The sequence below is a fragment of the Marinobacterium sp. NO-S09 genome (assembly GCF_059179545.1).
Window position 1 is genome coordinate 1,521,208 of the sequence record NZ_CP168954.1, and the last position, 19,993, is coordinate 1,541,200.

General features: G+C 55.6%; 17 protein-coding genes and 2 pseudogenes. 14 read left to right on the top strand and 5 right to left on the bottom strand.

The genetic code is table 11. From position 1 onward, the window contains the following. Positions 1-116: 116 nt before the first annotated feature. The 9 genes and pseudogenes from O3C79_RS07190 to O3C79_RS07230 all read left to right on the top strand — a co-directional run bounded on the left by O3C79_RS07190 (position 117) and on the right by O3C79_RS07230 (position 9,498). A complete protein-coding gene (locus O3C79_RS07190; RefSeq protein WP_494385372.1) occupies positions 117-1,475 on the top strand; it encodes an MATE family efflux transporter in 1,359 nt (452 codons plus the stop codon). Between the two features lie 174 nt (positions 1,476-1,649). Continuing rightward, positions 1,650-2,399, top strand: coding sequence for an acetoacetyl-CoA reductase (phbB, locus tag O3C79_RS07195; RefSeq protein ID WP_010323281.1), 750 nt, complete (start codon positions 1,650-1,652; stop codon positions 2,397-2,399). A gap of 376 nt (positions 2,400-2,775) precedes the next feature. Then, positions 2,776-4,380, top strand: a complete 1,605-nt coding sequence (locus O3C79_RS07200; RefSeq protein ID WP_494385373.1) for a methyl-accepting chemotaxis protein — start codon at positions 2,776-2,778, stop codon at positions 4,378-4,380. A gap of 232 nt (positions 4,381-4,612) precedes the next feature. After that, positions 4,613-6,295: a methyl-accepting chemotaxis protein gene (locus O3C79_RS07205; RefSeq protein ID WP_494385374.1), complete on the top strand. Its 1,683-nt coding sequence runs from the start codon at positions 4,613-4,615 to the stop codon at positions 6,293-6,295. Between the two features lie 75 nt (positions 6,296-6,370). Next, the gene (locus O3C79_RS07210; protein ID WP_494385375.1) at positions 6,371-7,063 is read left to right on the top strand and encodes a DUF6134 family protein; all 693 of its coding nucleotides are present in this window, start codon (positions 6,371-6,373) and stop codon (positions 7,061-7,063) included. Beyond that, a complete protein-coding gene (locus O3C79_RS07215) occupies positions 7,060-7,839 on the top strand; it encodes an SDR family NAD(P)-dependent oxidoreductase (protein ID WP_494385376.1) in 780 nt (259 codons plus the stop codon). The genes O3C79_RS07210 and O3C79_RS07215 overlap by 4 nt, the downstream gene beginning before the upstream one ends. Further along, entirely contained in the window at positions 7,836-8,267 is a 432-nt protein-coding gene (locus O3C79_RS07220; protein WP_494385377.1) for a nuclear transport factor 2 family protein, read from the top strand. The genes O3C79_RS07215 and O3C79_RS07220 overlap by 4 nt, the downstream gene beginning before the upstream one ends. Before the next feature lie 334 nt (positions 8,268-8,601). Beyond that, a pseudogene (locus O3C79_RS07225) lies at positions 8,602-9,069 on the top strand (methyl-accepting chemotaxis protein); the annotation flags it as partial. Positions 9,070-9,135: 66 nt separating this feature from the next. Continuing rightward, entirely contained in the window at positions 9,136-9,498 is a 363-nt protein-coding gene (locus tag O3C79_RS07230; protein WP_494385781.1) for a CZB domain-containing protein, read from the top strand. 26 nt (positions 9,499-9,524) lie between these two features. Here O3C79_RS07230 and O3C79_RS07235 read toward each other — a convergent pair whose 3' ends face one another. From O3C79_RS07235 to O3C79_RS07255, 5 genes are read right to left on the bottom strand one after another with little or no spacing between them, the layout of a single operon-like run. Then, positions 9,525-10,097, bottom strand: coding sequence for a DUF3833 domain-containing protein (locus O3C79_RS07235; protein ID WP_494385378.1), 573 nt, complete (start codon positions 10,095-10,097; stop codon positions 9,525-9,527). Continuing rightward, positions 10,075-11,388 (bottom strand): MFS transporter, encoded by a 1,314-nt coding sequence (locus O3C79_RS07240; protein WP_494385379.1) that lies wholly within the window; start codon positions 11,386-11,388, stop codon positions 10,075-10,077. Before O3C79_RS07240 ends, O3C79_RS07235 begins: the two co-directional genes overlap by 23 nt. Next, positions 11,385-12,635 (bottom strand): class I SAM-dependent methyltransferase, encoded by a 1,251-nt coding sequence (locus tag O3C79_RS07245; protein WP_494385380.1) that lies wholly within the window; start codon positions 12,633-12,635, stop codon positions 11,385-11,387. The genes O3C79_RS07240 and O3C79_RS07245 overlap by 4 nt, the downstream gene beginning before the upstream one ends. Beyond that, positions 12,622-13,419, bottom strand: coding sequence for a DUF1365 domain-containing protein (locus tag O3C79_RS07250; protein WP_494385381.1), 798 nt, complete (start codon positions 13,417-13,419; stop codon positions 12,622-12,624). The genes O3C79_RS07245 and O3C79_RS07250 overlap by 14 nt, the downstream gene beginning before the upstream one ends. Next, entirely contained in the window at positions 13,416-14,789 is a 1,374-nt protein-coding gene (locus O3C79_RS07255) for an NAD(P)/FAD-dependent oxidoreductase (RefSeq protein ID WP_494385382.1), read from the bottom strand. The genes O3C79_RS07250 and O3C79_RS07255 overlap by 4 nt, the downstream gene beginning before the upstream one ends. Before the next feature lie 191 nt (positions 14,790-14,980). On the opposite strand from O3C79_RS07255, the pseudogene O3C79_RS07260 reads away from it, so the two are divergent. The 5 genes and pseudogenes from O3C79_RS07260 to O3C79_RS07280 all read left to right on the top strand — a co-directional run bounded on the left by O3C79_RS07260 (position 14,981) and on the right by O3C79_RS07280 (position 19,920). Further along, positions 14,981-16,126: pseudogene (locus O3C79_RS07260) on the top strand (RNA-guided endonuclease InsQ/TnpB family protein). A gap of 114 nt (positions 16,127-16,240) precedes the next feature. Continuing rightward, on the top strand, positions 16,241-16,861 hold the full coding sequence (locus O3C79_RS07265) for a sigma-70 family RNA polymerase sigma factor (protein WP_494385383.1): 621 nt from the start codon (positions 16,241-16,243) through the stop codon (positions 16,859-16,861). After that, the gene (locus O3C79_RS07270; RefSeq protein WP_494385384.1) at positions 16,858-17,514 is read left to right on the top strand and encodes a ChrR family anti-sigma-E factor; all 657 of its coding nucleotides are present in this window, start codon (positions 16,858-16,860) and stop codon (positions 17,512-17,514) included. Before O3C79_RS07265 ends, O3C79_RS07270 begins: the two co-directional genes overlap by 4 nt. 9 nt (positions 17,515-17,523) lie before the next feature. Continuing rightward, entirely contained in the window at positions 17,524-18,489 is a 966-nt protein-coding gene (locus tag O3C79_RS07275) for a YbgA family protein (RefSeq protein WP_494385385.1), read from the top strand. Further along, complete coding sequence (locus tag O3C79_RS07280; RefSeq protein WP_494385386.1) at positions 18,490-19,920, top strand: cryptochrome/photolyase family protein; 1,431 nt, start codon at positions 18,490-18,492, stop codon at positions 19,918-19,920. Positions 19,921-19,993 lie beyond the last annotated feature (73 nt).

Consider the following 19,993-nt stretch of genomic DNA (forward strand, 5'->3'; position numbering starts at 1 on the left):
CAAGTCGCAACTTTGTGTTCGACAGGAATACAGTGTCCGGCCCGTTCCGGTTGGTACTTTTCTGTTACACTCTTGTGCCTTTCTGTCAGTCTATATAATCGCCTTTTAGGAGCTTCATGTCCCGTCGGCCCGACCTGCTTAATGCCCCCGTCCGCCCGACTCTGGTGCGTATGACAATCCCGATGATGCTGGGGATTGTCAGCCTGATGCTGTTCAACCTGGCGGATATCTGGTTTGTGGCACAGCTGGGCACGGAGCCCATGGCGGCGCTGGCGTTTACCTTTCCCGTGTCTTTCTCGGTGGTGAGCCTGGCGATCGGGTTGGGGATTGGTACTTCGGCTACCCTGGCGCGCCTGATCGGCAGTGGCAGTACCGAAGGGGCGGCACGTCTGGCAACGGATAACCTGCTGTTGACGGTGTTGTTGATGGCGGTGGTCGGTGTTGCCGGACAATTTCTGACAGATCCGGTATTCCGGTTAATGGGCGCGGCCCCCGAGTTGATGCCCCTGATAGATGCCTATATGCAGATCTGGTTCGCCGGCTCCGTCTTTCTGGTGCTGAATATGGTGTGTAACAGCACCTTCCGGGCATCAGGGGATACGCGCCTGTCGGCGACCATCATGCTGATCTCCTCCTTGTTAAACATCCTGCTGGATCCCTTGCTGATTTTTGGCTGGGGGCCGGTACCGGCTCTGGGCATTCAGGGCGCGGCGATTGCCAGTGTTATCGCCTGGGCGACGACCACCTTGATCGCGTTGCACCTGTTGTATCACCGCAAGGGCATGTTGATGCTGCAGCGACCTCAATTGGGGCGATTGCTGGATAACTGGCGCAAGGTTCTATCGATCAGCCTGCCGGCTGCTCTGTCCAATATGATGACGCCATTGGCGAACGGCATTCTGACGGCGATGGTCGCGGTACATGGCGCCGAAGCGGTGGCCGCGTTTGGCGCCGGTGCGCGTATCGAGTCGTTGTCGTTGCTGGTGTGTCTGGCGCTGTCCATGACACTGCCACCCTTCATAAGTCAGAATCTGGGCGCGCAAAAGCTGGAGCGGGTTGGGGCGGCCTATCGTGGCGCGGTGCGTTTTGCACTGGTTTGGCAGCTGGTGATTTTTGCCCTGCTGGTGGCAATTTCCGGGCCGGTTTCACGCCTGTTCAGCGACGACGAAAACGTGGCGCACTGGCTGCAGCTGTGGCTGGTCATCGTGCCTGCGGGCTTTGGTTTTCAGGCCACAACCTTCCTTAGTGCCTCTTCCTTCAATGCGCTGCATCAACCGATGCGCGCCATGCGCATCAGCCTGTTCCGGCTGTTCATTCTCTATGTCCCCCTTGCCTGGCTGGGCAACTACTTGTACGACCTTAAAGGCATGTTTATCGCGCTCGTGATCGCCAATGCACTGACCGCACTGATGGCAAGCGTCTGGATTCGTGGGTATCTAAATAAGTTGTCGCAGAAAAAAGTCAAAATATCCTGATAAAGGGTATGGCTATCTCAGGTATATCTAAGTAATACTACTGAAATCCTTAATGGGCTATGCTCGAAGAAGTTACATTGGTAACGACATCATAATAAGCACTTTGTACATCGCTAGACGGCTGCACTCATCTGAGTGGAGCTGACAATTAGAACGTGTAAAGGGATGCAAGATATGAGCAAACGAGTCGCATTGGTGACCGGTGGTACCGGTGGCCTGGGTGAAGCTATCTGTCGCAAACTGGTTGATGCCGGTTTTCATGTAGTTGCCGGCTATAACAGTGGCGGCAATCATGACAAGGCCAAGGCCTGGCAGGAAAAACAGCGTGAAGCAGGGTACGAAATTGACGTAGCCTACGGTGATGTAACCAACGCTGAATCCTGTGAAGCCTGCATCGCCACCGTCAAGGAGCTGACGGGCCAGAATATTGATGTACTGGTAAACAACGCGGGTATTACCCGTGACGGTCAATTCAAGAAAATGAGCTGGGAGCAGTGGGATGAAGTGCTCACCGCCAACCTGGATTCCATGTTCCACATGACCCGCATGGTCATCAACCCGATGATTGAAGGCGGTTTCGGTCGCATCATTAACATTTCCTCTGTTAATGCTCAGAAAGGCCAGTTCGGCCAGACCAACTACTCGGCTGCCAAAGCCGGTATCCATGGTTTCACCAAGGCACTGGCGCAGGAAGTGGCAGCCAAGGGTGTTACTGTTAACACTGTATCACCGGGCTATGTACTGACCCCGATGGTTGCCAAGATCGATGACTCGGTTCTGGAAAAAATCGCCAAGTCGATTCCGGTCGGTCGTTTGGGCGAGCCGGATGAGATCGGACGTATCGTAACCTTCCTGGCGGAAGATGAATCTTCCTATATCACTGGCGCCGACTTCTCCATCAACGGCGGCCTGCACATGTTCTAACCATCCCCCACCGTGAAGCGCGCTCTCACCTTGATGTTGTGGGAGCTCGCTCCGCGAGCGAATCTTCCATTCCTGTGTTGTCTGTTTCTAAATTACTATTCCACTGATACGCATTTACCTCACCTGCTCTCACCATTCAACTGCTGAAGCTGCACCCAATTTCCATTGGTAATGAGAGCGGTTCTTGCCAACGTCGCCCAATCGATTGAAACAAGCGTATTAAAGCGCCTGCTAATATTAAAAACCCCACAAGTGTTGGCTATAATCGAAAGACTCTCCTTACTGTAAGAAAGGTACTCAGATGTCCGGACTTAGACTAACCCCCAAGCTGCTGCTGTTGTCACTTGTGCCTCTGCTCATAGTGGTGACGTCAGTCATGTTGATAGTTCGTTCCGAAATGCTGGCAATGGGGGACGAGGAAGTCCAAAAAATTCGTCAGGACATGATGGCCGCCAAACAGCTCGAGCTAAAGAACTACGTGGAGCAATCCATCACAGCGCTAACCCCGGCACTGAAGGCGCCGGGTCTATCCGATGATGAACGCAAGGCGCGAGCTGCCGCGATTTTGAATGCGATGAAGTTTGGCCCTGATGGCTACATTTTTGCGTACACCCCGCAAGGAATTAATATCGCACATGGGGCCAATCCTAAACTGAATGGCACAGATATGAGCGGTGCGACGGACCCTAACGGGGTCAGAATTATTACTGCGCTCATTGATGCTGCGACAAGCGGTGATGGCTATGTGGAATATGTCTGGGCCAAGCCCGGTGGAGGCGAAGCTCCGAAGCTGAGCTACGCCATGATGCTGCCTGAATTTAACTGGATGGTGGGTACCGGTTTTTATATCGATGATATCGATGCCAAGGTGGCTGAGAAGGAGGTCGAGCTCAAGGCCAGCATGAACAGTACGCTAGTGCTGATTGCGATCTCTTCCCTGGGCTTGATTGTGGTTGTTGCAGCGGTCTGTGTCTGGCTGTCTCAGCGTATTGTACGCCCACTCAAACAGACCGCTGACGCACTCAAGGATATCTCCGAGGGCGATGGTGATCTGACCCAGCGTCTGCCGGTTGAAACACGTGATGAAGTGGGTGATGTTGCAGACAACTTCAACCAGTTTGTGGAAAAAATCCAGCAATTGATCGTGGAAGTTCAGCGGGGTATTCAGTCGCTGGGACAATCGACGGAATCCATGCGCAGTGTCGTAACTCGAGCCCACCAGGATGCCCATACCCAGAAAGGTGAAACATCCCAGGCTGCGGCCGCAATTCATGAAATGGCGGCTGCGGTTCAGCAGGTGGCCGGTAGTGCTGCCCAGGCGGCTGAAGCGGCCCGTGAAGCCGATAGCGAATCCGTAAACGGCCAGGGCGTGGTTGAACAGACCATCGATTCCATCAACCGCCTGGTGGATGACGTTAACCGCTCTGCCGAGGTTGTTGGTTCGCTGGATACCGATGTGGACCAGATTGGCACCGTGGTAAACGTGATTCGTGAGATTGCCGAACAGACCAACCTGTTGGCACTCAATGCGGCGATCGAAGCGGCTCGCGCCGGTGAACAGGGCCGAGGCTTCTCGGTGGTGGCCGATGAGGTACGTACGCTGGCCAACCGTACTCAGCAGAGCACGGATGAAATTCAGCGCATGATTGAAGGGCTTCAGTCCGGTGCCCAGAAGGCGGTGCGTGAGATGGAGAGCTCACAAAGCCAGAGCCGTGAAACCATTGAACGTGCCGATGATGCGCGCGGGTCTTTGCAGCAGATTACGCACTCGGTCAGTACCATCACCGAAATGAATACCCAGATCGCCAGTGCAGCGGAAGAACAGACCGCGGTGGCTGACGAGATCAGCAAGAGCGTTCAGCAAATTGCCGATATTGCGGACCAGGCTACGCAGAATGCGGAAGAGCTGGCAGGCACGGCAACCAGCATGAGCGAACTGGAACAGCACCTCAACCAGCTGGTATCGCGTTTCAAGACCTGATCGCGCCAGAGGTAGTAAACGAACCCTTCGGTCTCTCGGGATCGGAGGGTTTTTTTGTGCGCGTCCGCTGGCACCGACCATTGCGGATGACAGCTTGCCTCGCTGCTGAAAAAGAGTACGAAGGAGGGATTGTATTATTTAACCTATTAATTATTAACGTGTTAAGCGTGTTGCTTTTTAGGTACAATGTGTTGATTCAAGTCAAAAAACAGTTTCAAGGTAAAAGGCCCCCATGTTCGGATTTAAACTCAGAACCAAGCTGCTGTTGCTGTCGTTGGTTCCTTTGGTGTTGGTGGTGGCAACCATCATGCTGGTCGTGCGCAGCGAAATGCAGGCGATGGGCGATATCGAGATCGACCGCATCCGTACCGATATGATGCAGGCCAAGCGCGATGAGTTGAGAAACTACGTGCAACAGGCAATGAGTGCGGTGAAACCTTTGCAGCAGAGCTCCGGCGATCTGGCTGCGCGCCAGGAACAGGCCGTGACACTTTTGAATGCAATGGAATATGGCTCTGATGGCTATTTCTTTGGTTACAACGTTGACGGCGTCACCATTGTGCATGGCGCCAGTGCTGCGCAAATCGGCAAAACCACGCTGGATGTTAAAGATGCCAATGGTTTTGCGTTTATCCGTGAAATGATCAAGGCGGCCCGCGATGGCAGCGGCTATGTGGAGTATGCCTGGGCCAAGCCGGGTGCCCGCGAAGCATCACCCAAATTGAGCTATACCGCCACCATGCCGGGCAGCTGGAACTGGATCATCGGTACCGGCTTCTACATTGATGATATTGAAGCGGCTGTGGCCGAGGCCGAGGTCGAAATCGGCGAAGCCATCAACGCTACCCTGGGTCTGATAGGGCTGTCGGCTCTGGTTTTGCTGGGGGCTGTAGCGGCCTTGAGTTCCTGGCTGGCACAGCGCATGGTGCGCCCGCTGCAGCAAACAGCTGCTGCGCTAAAGGATATTTCCCAGGGTGAAGGGAATCTGACGCACCGCCTGCCGGTTGAAACCCGTGATGAAGTGGGCGATGTGGCCAGCGGCTTCAACGAGTTTGTGGAAAAAATCCAGCAGCTGGTGCAGGAAGTGAAGCACGGCATTGAATCCTTGGGGCAGTCCACCGAATCCATGCGCTCGGTCGTCATGCTGACGCATCAGGATGCCCATGTTCAGAAAGAGGAAACCTCCCAGGCGGCTGCCGCCGTGCATGAAATGGCGGCAGCCGTACAGCAGGTGGCCGGTAGCGCAGCCCAGGCGGCAGAAGCGGCACGTGAGGCGGACAATGAGTCGCTCAACGGCCAGGGGGTCGTGGAGCAGACCATCGATTCCATCAACCGCCTGGCTGAAAACGTGAACCGTTCTGCCGATGTGATCGGGTCTCTGGATGCCGATGTTAACCAGATTGGCTCTGTGGCCAATGTGATCCGCGATATTGCTGAGCAAACCAACCTGCTGGCGCTCAATGCGGCGATCGAAGCGGCTCGAGCCGGTGAACAGGGGCGTGGTTTTTCCGTTGTGGCGGATGAGGTACGTACGCTTGCAACCCGAACCCAGCAAAGCACGGACGAGATTCAGCGCATGATTGAAGGCCTGCAGTCAGGCGCACAGCAGGCCGTACGAGAGATGGAAACGTCACAGACACAGAGCAGCGACACCATCGACCGCGCCGACGACGCGCGCGGATCTTTGCAGCAGATTACTCATTCGGTAAGCACTATAACCGAGATGAATACCCAGATCGCCAGTGCAGCCGAGGAGCAGACCGCGGTGGCGGACGAGATCAGCAAAAGTGTGCAGCAGATAGCCGATATTGCCGACAAGGCCACCCGCAATGCTGAAGAGCTCTCCGGTACTGCCAGCAACATGACTGAGCTGGAGCGCCATCTGAGCAATCTGGTGTCACGCTTCAAAACCTGATCAACAGCCCAGGTAACTGAAACCCTCCTGAACCACTGCGCCCTTGGTTGCGTAGTGGATCTGGAGGGTTTTTTTATGCGCAATCTGTTTTTGGCCGTGATGTTGTTGGTACTGGCGCTGCCGCTGCCGGTAAATGCCATAGAGCCGCTCAGCCTCTACGGTCAGGAGGCTGTGTACACTGTTGAGCGCAAGGGCAAGCCGATAGGCACCTACCAGATACGTTTTGCGCCCTGGCAGCAGGAAGGCCTGCAGGTCGATGTTGAAATGCAGCTGGGCTTCAGATATCTGGCCCTGTTCGACTACGAGTTTAACTATCGGGCCCGGGAGTACTGGCAAGGTAATAAGCGACTTGAGCGAATGCAGGTGCAGATTGATGATGATGGCAAGCAAACGGAGTATCGGTTTTCACGCAAGGAGGATGGCCTCTACCGCGACAACGCGGAACAGGGCGACGAATATTTGGGCGATCAACTCCTGACTTCCAATCACTGGCACCCGGGCGTGGTGCAACAAGATGCGTTGATCAATACGCTGACCGGTTCGGTGAGCAAACTAGACGTAACTCTGGAAGCTGCTGAGGCAGTCACAATTGGTTCACACCGGGTGGAGGCCAGCCGCTACCGTTTGGGAGGTGAGCTGGGTGATACACTGAGCTGGTACGACCAGCGAGGGCGCTGGCTGGGCATGGAATTCAGTGCCCGCGATGGCAGCCGGGTGCGTATATGGATGGAACCTGAGTTGTACGCGCATGCTGGAGGGGACTTATGAGCCGCGAAACCTTACCCTGGCGCCTGGCCTGGATTACCGGTGCGGGCACCGGCATTGGCCGTTCAACGGCATTGCTTTTGTCATCCTTTGGCTGTGACGTTGTCATCAGCGGGCGCCGACAAAAGCCGCTTGATGAGGTTGCCGAGGAGGCGCGGTCGAGGGGCTATGAGGGACGCATCTGGCCGCTGGCCATGGATGTGACAGAGCCCGGGGCTTATCAGCGTGCACTAGAGGAGATACAGGAAGAGTGGACGTTACCCGACCTGGTGGTTCTCAATGCCGGTAACCATATTCCCATGTCATTGGATGAATTGAATCTGGACAACTGCCGTGCTCTGATGGAGATTAATTATTTTGCAGTGATGGCGGGCCTGGAAACGATATTGCCGCGCATGCGTGAGCGAGGTTCAGGCCAGGTCGCCTGCACCGCCTCGCTGGCAGGCTACCGCGGCCTGCCTACAGCAGCGGCCTATGGTGGCAGTAAGGCCGCGCTGATTAACGCTTGTGAAGCCCTGCAGGTAGAACTGGCCGGGTCGGGCGTCCGCTTACAAGTGATCAATCCCGGCTTTGTCAAAACGCCGCTGACCGACAGGAACCCTTTTGCAATGCCTCAGTTAATAGAGCCGGAAGAGGCCGCCCATGCACTGATAAAGGGGCTCAGGTCCAGTCGTTTTGAGATCCGTTTCCCTCGGTTGTTTGCCGCTTTCATGTCCTTGCTGGCGTGTCTGCCAGACAGGCTGTATTTCCGTTTGGTGAAGAGGGGGACCGGCTTTTGAGTCAGGCCTTGCTTGAAACCTATGCCCATACTTTTGCCGAGCTGACGCCGGAGACAGTTGATCAGCTCTGTACGTTGGTCAGTGAGCAGGTGCACTTTCGTGATCCTTTCAATGATATTCATGGCCCCGATGCCTTAAGGCACCTGCTTCAGGACATGTTTGCACGTGCCGGGCGCCCGCGCTTTGAAGTGAAGGATATTGTCTGGCATGAGCACAGTGGTACAGGATGGCTGGGCTGGTACTTCAGCACTGAGCTGCCTTTTATTGGGCTGTTACAGGTAGAAGGTTGTTCCCGTATTACGTTCGATAACGAAGGGCACGTTAAGGAACACCTGGACTATTGGGACAGTGCCCCCATCTACCTGCAGCTGCCTTTTATCGGGTGCTGGCTCAGGCGTATTCGTGACCGCATTTCCAGCCAGTCCTGACTTCACCCAGACCAATGTCACACTTTTGGTCAATTTTTGCTACTGCTTGGTGACAGTCTTTTAAGCGGCATAGTATTCTGTACCGAACAAGTGTTTATCTCGGTGAATACCCTCACCGCGGCCGGAAGTGGAACTCAGGATGTTTTTCAGCAAGCAAGCCAATCAGGAAGTGGAACAGCTGCGTCAGCAACTGGCCGCCGTACATGAAGACTATCAGCAGCAGATTTCAGGCTTGAAAGAGCTGGTGGCGGAAAAAGATGCCCAGCTGCAGTCGTTACAGTACAAGGGTGACAATGAGGCACGAGTACTGGCCTATCAGCTAAGTGGCAATGATATGCTCAACTCGATTCGTGAAGGCCTGGCCGGCAATGCTGAACAGCTGATCGAAGAGCGCAAGTCGTTAGCACACCTGGATTCTGTGTTTGATGATACGCGTGAAGCCGTGTCCCGTTTGAGTCACCGCGCCGAGCAGATAAACCATCACGCCCAGTCCAGCATGGAGGCCACCGAGGTTCTGGACCACACGGCGGCATCGATCAGTCATCTGGTGGTGGGGATCAAGGAAATCTCGGACCAGACCAACCTGCTGGCCTTGAATGCGGCGATTGAAGCGGCGCGTGCCGGTGAAGCCGGACGTGGTTTTGCCGTTGTGGCCGATGAAGTCCGTAACCTGGCCAGCAAGGCTCATGCAGCCAGTGATGAAATTGAAGCTCTCATCACCAAGGTGCTGGAGCAGACCGGGGCGATCAAAGGTATCGTGAATGCCAACCATGAGAGTGCGGTGGAAGTATCGGCGTCGTCCACGCAGATCGATTCCGTAGTAGGGGATGTCATAGAGCGTTCCAACCACATGCAGCGTGTGATCAACATGGCGACAACCTCATCCTTTCTGGATACGGTGAAGCTGGACCACGCTGTCTGGAAGAACCGCGTCTATAGCCTGATTGAACAGAATGACTTTGCCCAGGGCGCAAACGGCCACACCGAGTGCCGTTTGGGTAACTGGTACTACCAGGGCTATGGTGCTGAAAAATATAGTCACTTGAGCAGCTTCAGGGCACTTGAAGCACCACACCGCCAGGTGCATGATGCCGGTAAAGCGGCGCTGGCTGCGGGCCAAACCGGAGATTACGCCCAGATGCTGAAACACCTGGGGCATATGGAAAGTGCCAGCATGGATGTGGTGCGTGGCATTGATCGCCTGTTGACTGAGGTGACCAGCAGCCTGTAGGTGTGCGGGGCGATCTCGTATCTGGCTCAGAGAGTGAAGGGCGGTTGTTTGAACGATTCTTCACCGATAAAGAACAGGGTGACAGTCCCCAGTGTGAAGCCCCACTTGCTGACCTTGGCTCGGTTGACCATTACGTCGCCGGGCTGCAGGTACATCCAGTCGTTGAAGCTGACTTTCCAGCTGCCATCCCCAACCTTGAGCGCCATCTGGTAACGCCAGTTCAAACTGTTGCCTGAGCTGACGCCCTCGGCCTGACCGATAATATCACCGGCCTTACCGATGTAGCGGCCATTGCCGTCGGGCGTAATGGTCCAGACGCGGCGATCCTCCTCGCCATCGGCGTACAGAAACTTCTCATCCAGTACCAACTTTTGACCATCCCAGTTTCCATCTATCTCGACGCGAAATTGGCGTCTCAGGGTACCGAAGCGGTCTTCGAAAATCCCCCAGGCGTACACCTTGCCGTCGAAATACTCCTCAATTTTCAGTGAGGGGCCAAGCTGGGTGGTGGGGGTATTGTTCATGGGTGAGCACCCTGTCATCAGTGAAAAGAGAGTTAGGGTAAAAAGCAGGCGTTTAATCCACATGGGGGACTCCATCAATCTGTTGCAGGCGCCTGTGCAGCATGGCAGAGCGAGCCTGACGCAAGGGGTAGTTACGCAGGCGTACTACCGCTATGGCCTTGAATACGCACGGGAGGCCTGCGTAGATCAGCGCCAGAGACTGCGCCGACTGATCGTCTGTCAGCAGCCATTGGGCCAGTTGCAGCAAGCCGAAGCCCAGCAGGGCGGCCAGTGCCAGCGCCAGTTTGTTGGCCGCATTCCAGCAGGCAAACAGGAGCCCGCGTTGCTGGCGCCGGAAGCGGAAATGGTCCCAGTCACAGACCTCGGCCTGCATGGCATGCGGCAGCGCCAGATCTGCGCCCAGCATCAGTCCGGTCAAAATGCAGATCGGGATAAACAGCAGCAGGTCGCCAGCACCGAGCAGGGTGGCGGGCAGAAAGGCAAGAATGGAAAGGGTCATGGCTGTACGCCATAGATCCACTTTGTCGAAGTGGCGGCTTAATGCCAGCCAGACCGGCAAAGACAGCACTGCCGCGCCAAAGTAGATCAGAATCAAGAGGCCCCTATCCGATTCAGTGCCAGCCAGTGTGGTGGTGATGAAAAGTGGAAACAGCACGGCCGGGATACCGTTGCCTACGCCGTTGAAGAACCAACTGCCCAGTAACATGCGTGCAGGGCGGTTGCGCATCAGGCTGAAAAGACGAATAGCCACAGGCTGAGTGTCATCAACCGCGGGCAAGGGTGTCGAGCGCAGTAACCAGGACAGTGACAGGCCTCCGAGGACCAGCGTTAGCAGGGCCATGACCAGCAATACGCTGCCGGTCTCAAGGCCTGTCATCAGTCCAAGCGCAGGCATGACAGCTGATATCAGCAGGCCGGCCAGGGTGAGTCCTTCTCGCCAGCTGGCGGCTCTTGCGCGCTGGTGGGAATCGCCACTGAGTGCGGCCAGCCAGCTAAGATAAGGCACCTGTACCAGTGTCCAGCCCAAATAGAGGACAACAGAGCCCAATAGCAGGCTGGTTGCTGCCAGACCCTGCAAGGGCAATACCAGTAGCCAGAGGCCGGGGATGCACAGGATGCCGCCCAGCAGAATAAACTGGCGGTATCGGCTTGGAGAGCCTCTATCCAGCCAATGACCGATAAACGGGTCACTGACCAGGTCACTCAGGCGGGCCAGCATCAACAGCACTGCCACCAGCCCAAGTGATATCCCCCACTGCTCCACATACCAGGTGGGAAGCAGTATATAGAGGCCAACGGTAGGAATCGCCAGCGGCAGCGCCGGCAGGGCATAGCTGAGTAGTTGTTGCCGTGTCAGGGCGCTCATCGGGTCAGCTGGTACAGGCCTACATCGATGCTGCCCTGACGGAAACCGCCTTCGCAATAGGCCAGATAGTAAAGCCACATGCGTCGGAAGCGCTCATCAAAGCCCTGTGCCTGAATGCGGGGCCACTGTTCGATAAAGCTGTGTCGCCACTCGCGCAGGGTATCGGCGTAATCGAGACCAAAGGTCTGCTCATGCTCCAGCTCAAGGCCGGCGTTGCTTACTTGCTCACGTAGGCGTTCGGGGCTTGGCAGCATACCGCCAGGGAAGATGTAGGTCTGGATAAAGTCGGCACTGTTGCGGTAGCTCTCGAAGCGTGCCTCCTCGATACTGATCACCTGGAGCACAGCCTTGCCGCCGGGCTTCAGGCAGTGTTTCACTTGCTCGAAGTAGACCGGCCAATGCTCTTCACCGACCGCTTCAAACATCTCGATGGAGACGATGTGATCGTACTCTTCGCTCAGGTCACGGTAGTCGGTGAGTGTGAAACGGCACTGCTCGTTCAGCCCGGCGCGATGTATGCGTTCGCGGGCGAACTGCAGCTGCTCAGTCGACAGGGTGACACCGTGTACATGGGCACCGAACTCGCTGGCGGCAACCAGTGCAAAGCCGCCCCAACCACAGCCGATCTCCAGAACCTGTTGGCCGGGTTGTAGCTGCAGCATTTCACAGATGCGTCGATATTTGTTGAGCTGAGCCCGGTGTAAGGCCTGAACGCCCTGGCGTGGGGAGTCGTCCGGGTAAAGGGCAGCCGAATAGGTCATGCTGGAGTCGAGCCAGAGCGAGTAGAAGTCATTGCCCAGGTCGTAGTGATAGGCAATGTTGCGCCTGGATCCCTGTCGTGTGTTAGCGCGGCGCAGGTGACGCAGCCGGTTGAGTGCACGCAGCCACCAGCGACCCTTACTCAAGTTGCTGAGCTGCTCTTCATTGCCAAGGCCCCAGCGCATCAGGGATACCAGGTCAGGGCAGTCCCAGTCACCGTCCATGTAACTTTCAGACCAGCCTATGGCACCACCGCGCAATACACGCCGCAGCGCGCGATAACGATTGATGCGTATCTCGACGCGAGGCTCTCCCTCACGTTGTTGGCCAAACTGTAACTGCTGACCTGATGGCAACTGCAGATTCAACTGGCCGTAATTCAGTTTGGGCAGGTGCTTGAGCAGGGTGTCCAGACACCAGCGGTTGAGCCAGCCAGCGTTGGGTAACAGGTCGGCCTGATTCAGACTGCGGTACTCAGATGGTTTCATGGGACTCTTCCCTCTGGTTGGTGACCAAGGTGATACTGCTGGCAGGTGGTGCAGGGCGTGGCTGCAGGGGGATCTTCTTGCGCCAGATGTGCAATGCTTCCCAGTGGATGCCGGCAATCACTTTCAGTGTCATCAATGGATAACGGGCAAAGGTTTTCAGCAGGCTGCTGTCGCTCAGTGGGCGCTGCTTGCCGGTGAAGCTGGCGTGCAGGAGTGCGCCATCTTTATCGGTTTCGCGGATGCAGACAGCAACCTGTTTACCGGGTTGCTGCATGCGGAAGTGGTAACGTGCTTCCATGCCGATAAAGGGTGAAACATAGAAGGCCTTGGGGCAGCTTTGACGAATGATGCTGTCATCAGGCTGATTGACCGGGATGAGGTAACGATGCTTCTGGTTGAAGGTGTTACTGACCTCATACAGGATGGCACCGAGCTGACCCTGTTCGTCATAGCAGTAAAAGACACTCAGCGGGTTAAATACATACCCCAGCAGGCGCGGGTAACACAGCAGTTTTACTTTGCCCTGTCCCAGGTTCAGCCCCTGACTCCGCAGTGCGTCTCGAACCTGATTCACCAGCGGGCGCGAGCTGCCATCACCGTGATCACGTTCATGGAAGGAAAACAGGTTGAAGCGGTTCAACGAGAACAGCTTGAGCCGCTTATTGATGGTGTCCAGCTCCTCCAGGTCGAGCAGCATGGAAAAGACCTGATAAATAAAGCGGTGTCTCGCAGGCTTAAAGCGGTGGTGCATCACCTGACCGGCATAGAGACATGAGCTGATCATGCCACAGCCTCCGGTATCCAGAGGTCGCGCGGCTTAACGGGCATGCTGACATGGATGCGATTGTTGGGGTTCTCCAGCGTCCAGGGTCGCAGCTTACCGCCAAGTTGCTCGGCAACGGCCAGTCCGGATTGCAGGCCGTCTTCATGGAAGCCATAGCCGAAATAGGCACCGCAGAACCAGGTATTCTGCCGGCCTTGCAGTGACCAGAGCTGCTCCTGTGCGGCGATAGAGTCCAGATTGAATACCGGGTGGTCATACAGAAAGCTGCGCAGAATCTTGCCTTCACGGGGCTCCGTGGTCGGGTTCAGTGTCACGAACAGCGGATGCTGTTCAGGCAGGTCCTGTAAACGGTTCATCCAGTAGGTGACGGAAATATCTTCCGGTGAGCCGGAGGCCTGACTGCTATCCGTAAGGTAATTCCAGCTGGCCCAGGCTGCACGGCGTGCCGGCATCAGGCGTTCATCTGTATGGAGCAAGGCACGGTTGCGCTGATAGGGGAAACAGCTAAGCAGGCGCTGTTCTTCAGCGGTGGGGCTGCTCAACAACTCCAGCGCCTGGTCGGCATGGCATGCCAATACAACATGGTCGAAGGCTTCGCTGGCGCCATGCAGGAATTCCACCACCGGCTTGCCGTTTAACCGATGAATCTTGTGAATACGGCTGTTCAGGCGTACACCTGCTCCCAACTCCTTACAGATCGTCTGAACGTATTCACGGCTACCACCGGTCACGGTGCGCCACTGAGGACGATCCTTGAGTTGAACCAGGCCATGGTTCTGGCAAAAGCGCAGGAAGGTCAGCGCCGGGTAATCAAGCATCTGGTCGGCAGGCGTTGACCAGATAGCGGCACCCATGGGAATCAGGTGCTGATGAATGAAGGCTTTGCCATAGCCACCCTTTTCCAGTAACTGCCCCAGAGTCATGGACTGCGTGGCCGGGTCCTGCATCATATCAGGCGCTTCGCGATAAAAGCGCAACAGGTCAGCCAGCATTTTCCAGTAACCAGGGCGCAACAGGTTACGCTTCTGAGCAAACAACCCTTGCAGGCCACAACCACTGTATTCCAGCTGACCCTGATTAATGGAGACGCCGAAGGACATATCAGTGTCATGACTTCTGATACCCAGCTCGTCAAAGAACTTGACCAGATTGGGGTAATTCACCGGGTTGTAGACTATAAAGCCGGTATCAACTGCGATGGGGCCGTCGGCGCTGGGTACATCTACCGTATTGGCGTGACCACCGGGGCGGTCATCTTTTTCAAACAGGGTGACATTGTGCTGTTTATTGAGCAGCCAGGCCGCCGACAATCCGGCAATGCCTGAGCCGATCACGGCAATCTTCAGTGGTTTGAGGGCGTGTACATTCATGCTGGGTCGCTCGTCATGTCCTTTTGCGAGCCTTACGCAGGGAAAGGCGAATACAGATCATCTCTCATGCGCGAGATACCACGCGCTTCTAGGCTGGGGAGGGGTAGCATGGCGTTCGTAGGATGCCCCTGTTCCCGCGACTCTCCTCTGATTGCTTGCTATCTTACATTAATGGTTTTATTTTGTGAGATATGACTAAGCGTGCCTACAAATACCGCTTTTACCCAACGTCTGAGCAGGAGCAAATTCTGTCCCGGACGTTTGGCTGCGTGCGTTTGGTCTACAACTCGGTCCTTCGTTGGCGCACCGATGTTTTCTATCAGCAGCAACTCAAAGTCGGCTACGTTGAAGCCAATGCGCAGTTGTCGCGGATGAAGAAAGATCCCGAGTTGGCGTTTTTGAGCGAAGTCAGCTCGGTGCCGTTGCAGCAGTGCCTGCGTCATCAGCAAACCGCCTTTAAAAACTTCTTTGAAGGCCGCGCCCAGTACCCGAAATTCAAAAGCAAACGGCACCGCTAGTCGGCGGAATTCACCCGTTCGGCCTTTAAGTACCGGGACGGCAAGCTGTTTCTGGCCAAAAGCAAAACCCCGTTGGATATTCGGTGGAGCCGCGAACTGCCCAGCGAACCCAGTACTGTGACTATTTCCAAAGACACGGCGGGTCGCTACTTTGTGAGCTGCTTGTGCGAGTTTGAACCCAGCAAGTTGCCGGTCACATCTAATATGACCGGCATTGATCTGGGCCTGAAAGACCTGTTTATCACCGACAAGGGTGAGCGGGTCGGCAATCCCCGTCATACCGTGAAATACGCCGCTAGACTGGCCAAGGCGCAGCGTCGACTGAGCAAGAAAATGCTCGGCTCGGCCAACCGCGCCAAGGCCCGGCAGAAGGTGGCGAAACTTCACGCCAAAATCTCCGATTGCCGACAGGACAACTTGCACAAGTTGTCCCGCAGATTGATTAACGAGAACCAAGTGATCTGTGTTGAATCCCTGAAAGTGAAAAACATGATCTGTAACCCTTCACTAAGCAAAGCCATTGCCGATGCCGGCTGGGGCGAATTCGTGCGCCAGTTGGCGTATAAAGCCGATTGGGCCGGGCGCTCGCTGGTCGCCATTGACCAGTGGTTCCCAAGCTCGAAACGGTGTTCGGGTTGCGGACACACCTTGTCGTCACTGCCATTGTCGGTCAGGAAATGGAGCTGCCCCGAATGCGGTGCGCACCATGACCGTGACCAAAACGCAGCGATCAACATTAAAGCCGCCGGGCTGGCGGTGTTAGCCCTTGGAGAGAGTGTAAGTGGCATGGAGCAAGTCTCCGTGTCTGGTTCTCGGTGAATTGGGAATCCCCTTCGTAAGATGGGGCAGTCAACGACAGAGTGTATCCAATACCGCCCGGATAAATGTAATCTGAATGATCCATTGGCCAACAATGATGCGTATGGAGAATAGATGCAGAAAGACGATGCCGGAGGAGGCGATGTGAATGCTGCCGCTATCACCCCGCAAAGCATGACATCAGAAGAGAGGAGAAAGCAGGTGCGTGACGAATGGAGCGCCTGTCTAACCCGTCTTGCTGAGACACGGGACAAAACCGAGTTCGCCAGGCTATTTGGTTATTTTGCACCTCGCGTTAAAGCGTACCTGTTGAGGCTGGGCATGGTAGATGCCACGGCTGAAGAGGTAATGCAGGAGGCAATGCTGCTGGTGTGGCGCAAGGCACACCTGTTTAACCGCAGTAAGGCGAGCGCCAGTACCTGGATTTTTACGCTGGCGCGTAACCAGAGCATTGACCGTATGCGCCGTGACAAGGTGCAGTTCTACGAGCTGCCGGAAGAGGAGCCCGACCCGGACCATCGCGATATGGGTGAGCATTCGGTGATAGAAGAACGTATGCAGGAGGCGATTGCCACCCTGCCCGAAGGCCAGGCACAGGTTCTGCATCTGTCCTATTACGAAGGCAAAAGCCATTCCGAGATTGCCGAACAACTCGGCATTCCGCTTGGCAGTGTTAAATCAAGACTCAGATTGGCATTCAGTAAGCTCAAAGCTCACTGGGGAGAAGACGCGTGAATATAAGCCATCACTTTGACGACGCAACCCTGATGGCCTACTCAGCCGGCAGCCTGCCACAGGGCATGGCATTGCTGGTTGCCTGCCATTTGCACTGGTGCGAGCATTGTCGTGAACGTGTAGATGCAACCAATGCCGTGGGTGGTGTCCTGCTCGACGATATTGAGCCGGTATCACTTGGCGAGGGTGCATTGAATGATTTGCTGGCACGCCTCGATGAGCCGGAACAGGAACTGGCGAATCCTGTATCCAGGCAGTCTGCGTCAGCAGGAGGTCAGCTGCCGGCACCGCTGGCGGAACTGGTTGGTTGTGACATTGATGAGTTGCCTTGGAAACGGATCGGCTACGGCGTGCGCCAGGTAGACCTTGATCTTGATGGCCCGGGAGCAACCCGTCTGTTACGCATTTCGCCCGGGGTCTCTGTACCTCACCATACCCATACAGGCAATGAGCTGACCCTTATCCTGAGCGGCTCCTATAATGATGAAGTCGGGCGCTTTCGCCGTGGTGATGTGGCCGATCTGGATGGTGAGATGGAACATCAGCCTCTGGTCGACACAGACGAAGACTGTATCTGTCTCATTGCCACTGATGCGCCGCTCAAATTCACCGGCCTCTTTGGCCGCCTGGTTCAGCCGTTTATCGGTTTGTAAGGATTTCGCATGGAATCAACCTTGCCCGCACAGAAAATTCCGGTTGGCATCAGCGCCTGCCTGACTGGTCAGCAGGTGCGTTACAACGGTGGACACAAACGCTCCCGATACTGCCTGGGCGTGCTGGATGACTGCTTCAGTTTCGAGACCTTCTGCCCTGAGGTGGCGATTGGCTTGGGCATTCCACGCGATCCGATTCGGCTGGTCGGGCTTGAAGGTGAGCATCCGGAAGCCCGAGGAACCAAAACGCCTGAGCTTGATGTAACAGACGATCTACTGCGAGTGGGCACTGACTTCGCACGCAAGCATGAACATCTGCGTGGGTTCATTCTGATGAAGGGCTCCCCCAGTTGCGGCATGGAGCGAGTCAAGGTTTACCATCCTAACGGCATTCCGCACCATGCAGACCAGGGTGTGTTTGTACGGGCCTTGCGAGAAGCCAACCCGGTGTTGCCGTTGGAAGAAGAAGCGCGCATGAACGATGCTGTGCTGCGTGAAAACTTCATCGCCAGGGTGTTTGCCTACGATGACTGGAAAACATCGGTTGAGAAGGATGCCAGCTACCACGATATTTTGCAGTTCCATAGCCGGCAGAAATACCTGCTGATGGCGCACCATTATGAAGGCTATCGCGAGCTTGGACGCTACCTGGCTGATGCTCATGACAAGCCACTCGATGAAGTCAAACAGCACTACATTGAGCGCTTCATGCACCATATGGCGCATAAGGCGACCCGTAAAACCCACACCAATGTGTTGCTGCACATGCTGGGCTACCTGAAAAAAGAGATCGATAGCGATATCAAGCAGGAAATGATCGACTCTATCGAACAGTATCGTCTGGAGCAGGTGCACCTGGTTGTGCCCCTGACACTGCTCAAGCACTACGTGAAGCGACATGGGTCTGACTACATCCGCTCACAGACCTACCTGAACCCACACCCGTATGAATTGGGCCTGAGGAACTACATCTGAATGCAACTGGTCTGGTTTCGCAACGACCTGCGCCTGATTGATAATCCGGCGCTTTACTACGCCCGTGCCACTGAAGAACCTGTTACCGCTGTAGTGTGTATGACACCGGGCCAGTGGGCTGAGCACAACGAATCTGAAGCACGTATCGCACACTGGCATGCACGCCTTGACTGGCTGGAAGAGCAGCTTAACCAGGCAGGCGTTAAACTGCAGCGACTGGAGCTTGATCGCTTTTCTGACTGCCCGAATGCGCTATTGGAGCTTGCACGAGAGCTGAGTGCCAGTGCGCTACGCTTTAACTATGAGTACCCACTCAACGAGCAAAATCGTGATCGTGCAGTCTGCAAGGCACTGAATGCCGTGGGTATAGAAGCTCTGGGGTATCACGGTGATCTGGTCGTACCGCCAGGACAAGTCGTCACCGGTGGTGGCACGCCGTTCAAGGTGTTTACCCCCTTCAGCAAGGCCTGGATGAAGCGCCTGTTGCAGATGGATCATGAGCCTTTGCCGTCTCCGTTTGCGGATAAGGCTGTTCGGCCAGAGACTGGCCTCCCGCATGAAGAGGTTGTGGGAGCGCGCTCCGCGCGCGAAAAAGCTTACCCCCTAAGCCTGCAACTAGGATCAGCCAACAAGTCCTTCACCTACCCAGTCGATGACACCAGCCTTCTGCAGCACCTCAACAGATTTATCCATGAACAGGAGCCAGACTACCAGCGCCTGAGAGACTTCCCCTCACGGCATGGCACCTCTGGCCTTTCGCCTGCGCTTACCATCGGCTCCCTTTCAGCACGCCAGTGCCTGGCTGCACTTAAAGCGGCATATCAGGGTGAAGCCTGGCAGAGCAGTACCTGGCTGAATGAACTTGTCTGGAGAGAGTTCTACCGCCACCTGCTGGCCAGCTTCCCGGGCCAAAGCCGTTATGAGCCTTTCCGCCCTGAAGTGGCTGAGCGCATTAGCTGGCTGGATAACAAGCAACACCTCGAAGCCTGGAAGGCAGGCGAAACCGGCTTTCCTATCGTCGATGCAGCCATGAAGCAGCTGAATGAGACTGGCTGGATGCACAACCGGCTCCGCATGATCGTGGCCAGTTTTCTGACCAAGCTGTTGCGCATCGATTGGCGTGAAGGGGAAGCCTACTTCATGTCCAGGCTGATTGATGGGGACTTTGCCTCCAATCTTGGCGGTTGGGCATGGAGTGCTTCAGTTGGAGCCGACGCAGCCCCTTACTTCCGTATCTTCAATCCACAGCTGCAGAGCGAGAAGTTCGACCCCAATGGCGAGTTCCTTGCCGAGTGGCTGCCCGAGCTACGACAGCTGGAGCCGAAAGAGCGGCATAAGCCCGGCGCCGGGCAGAGGTATGGCCGGCCAGCGCCGGTTATTGATTACAAAGTGGCCAGGAAGGCTGCGTTGGATGATTATAATCGTGGGTAAAGATTATAGTAATTAACGTCTTGTAGGTTTTTTTTTGCACTATCATAAGCTGATTTTCAGTTGGCGTTGCTTA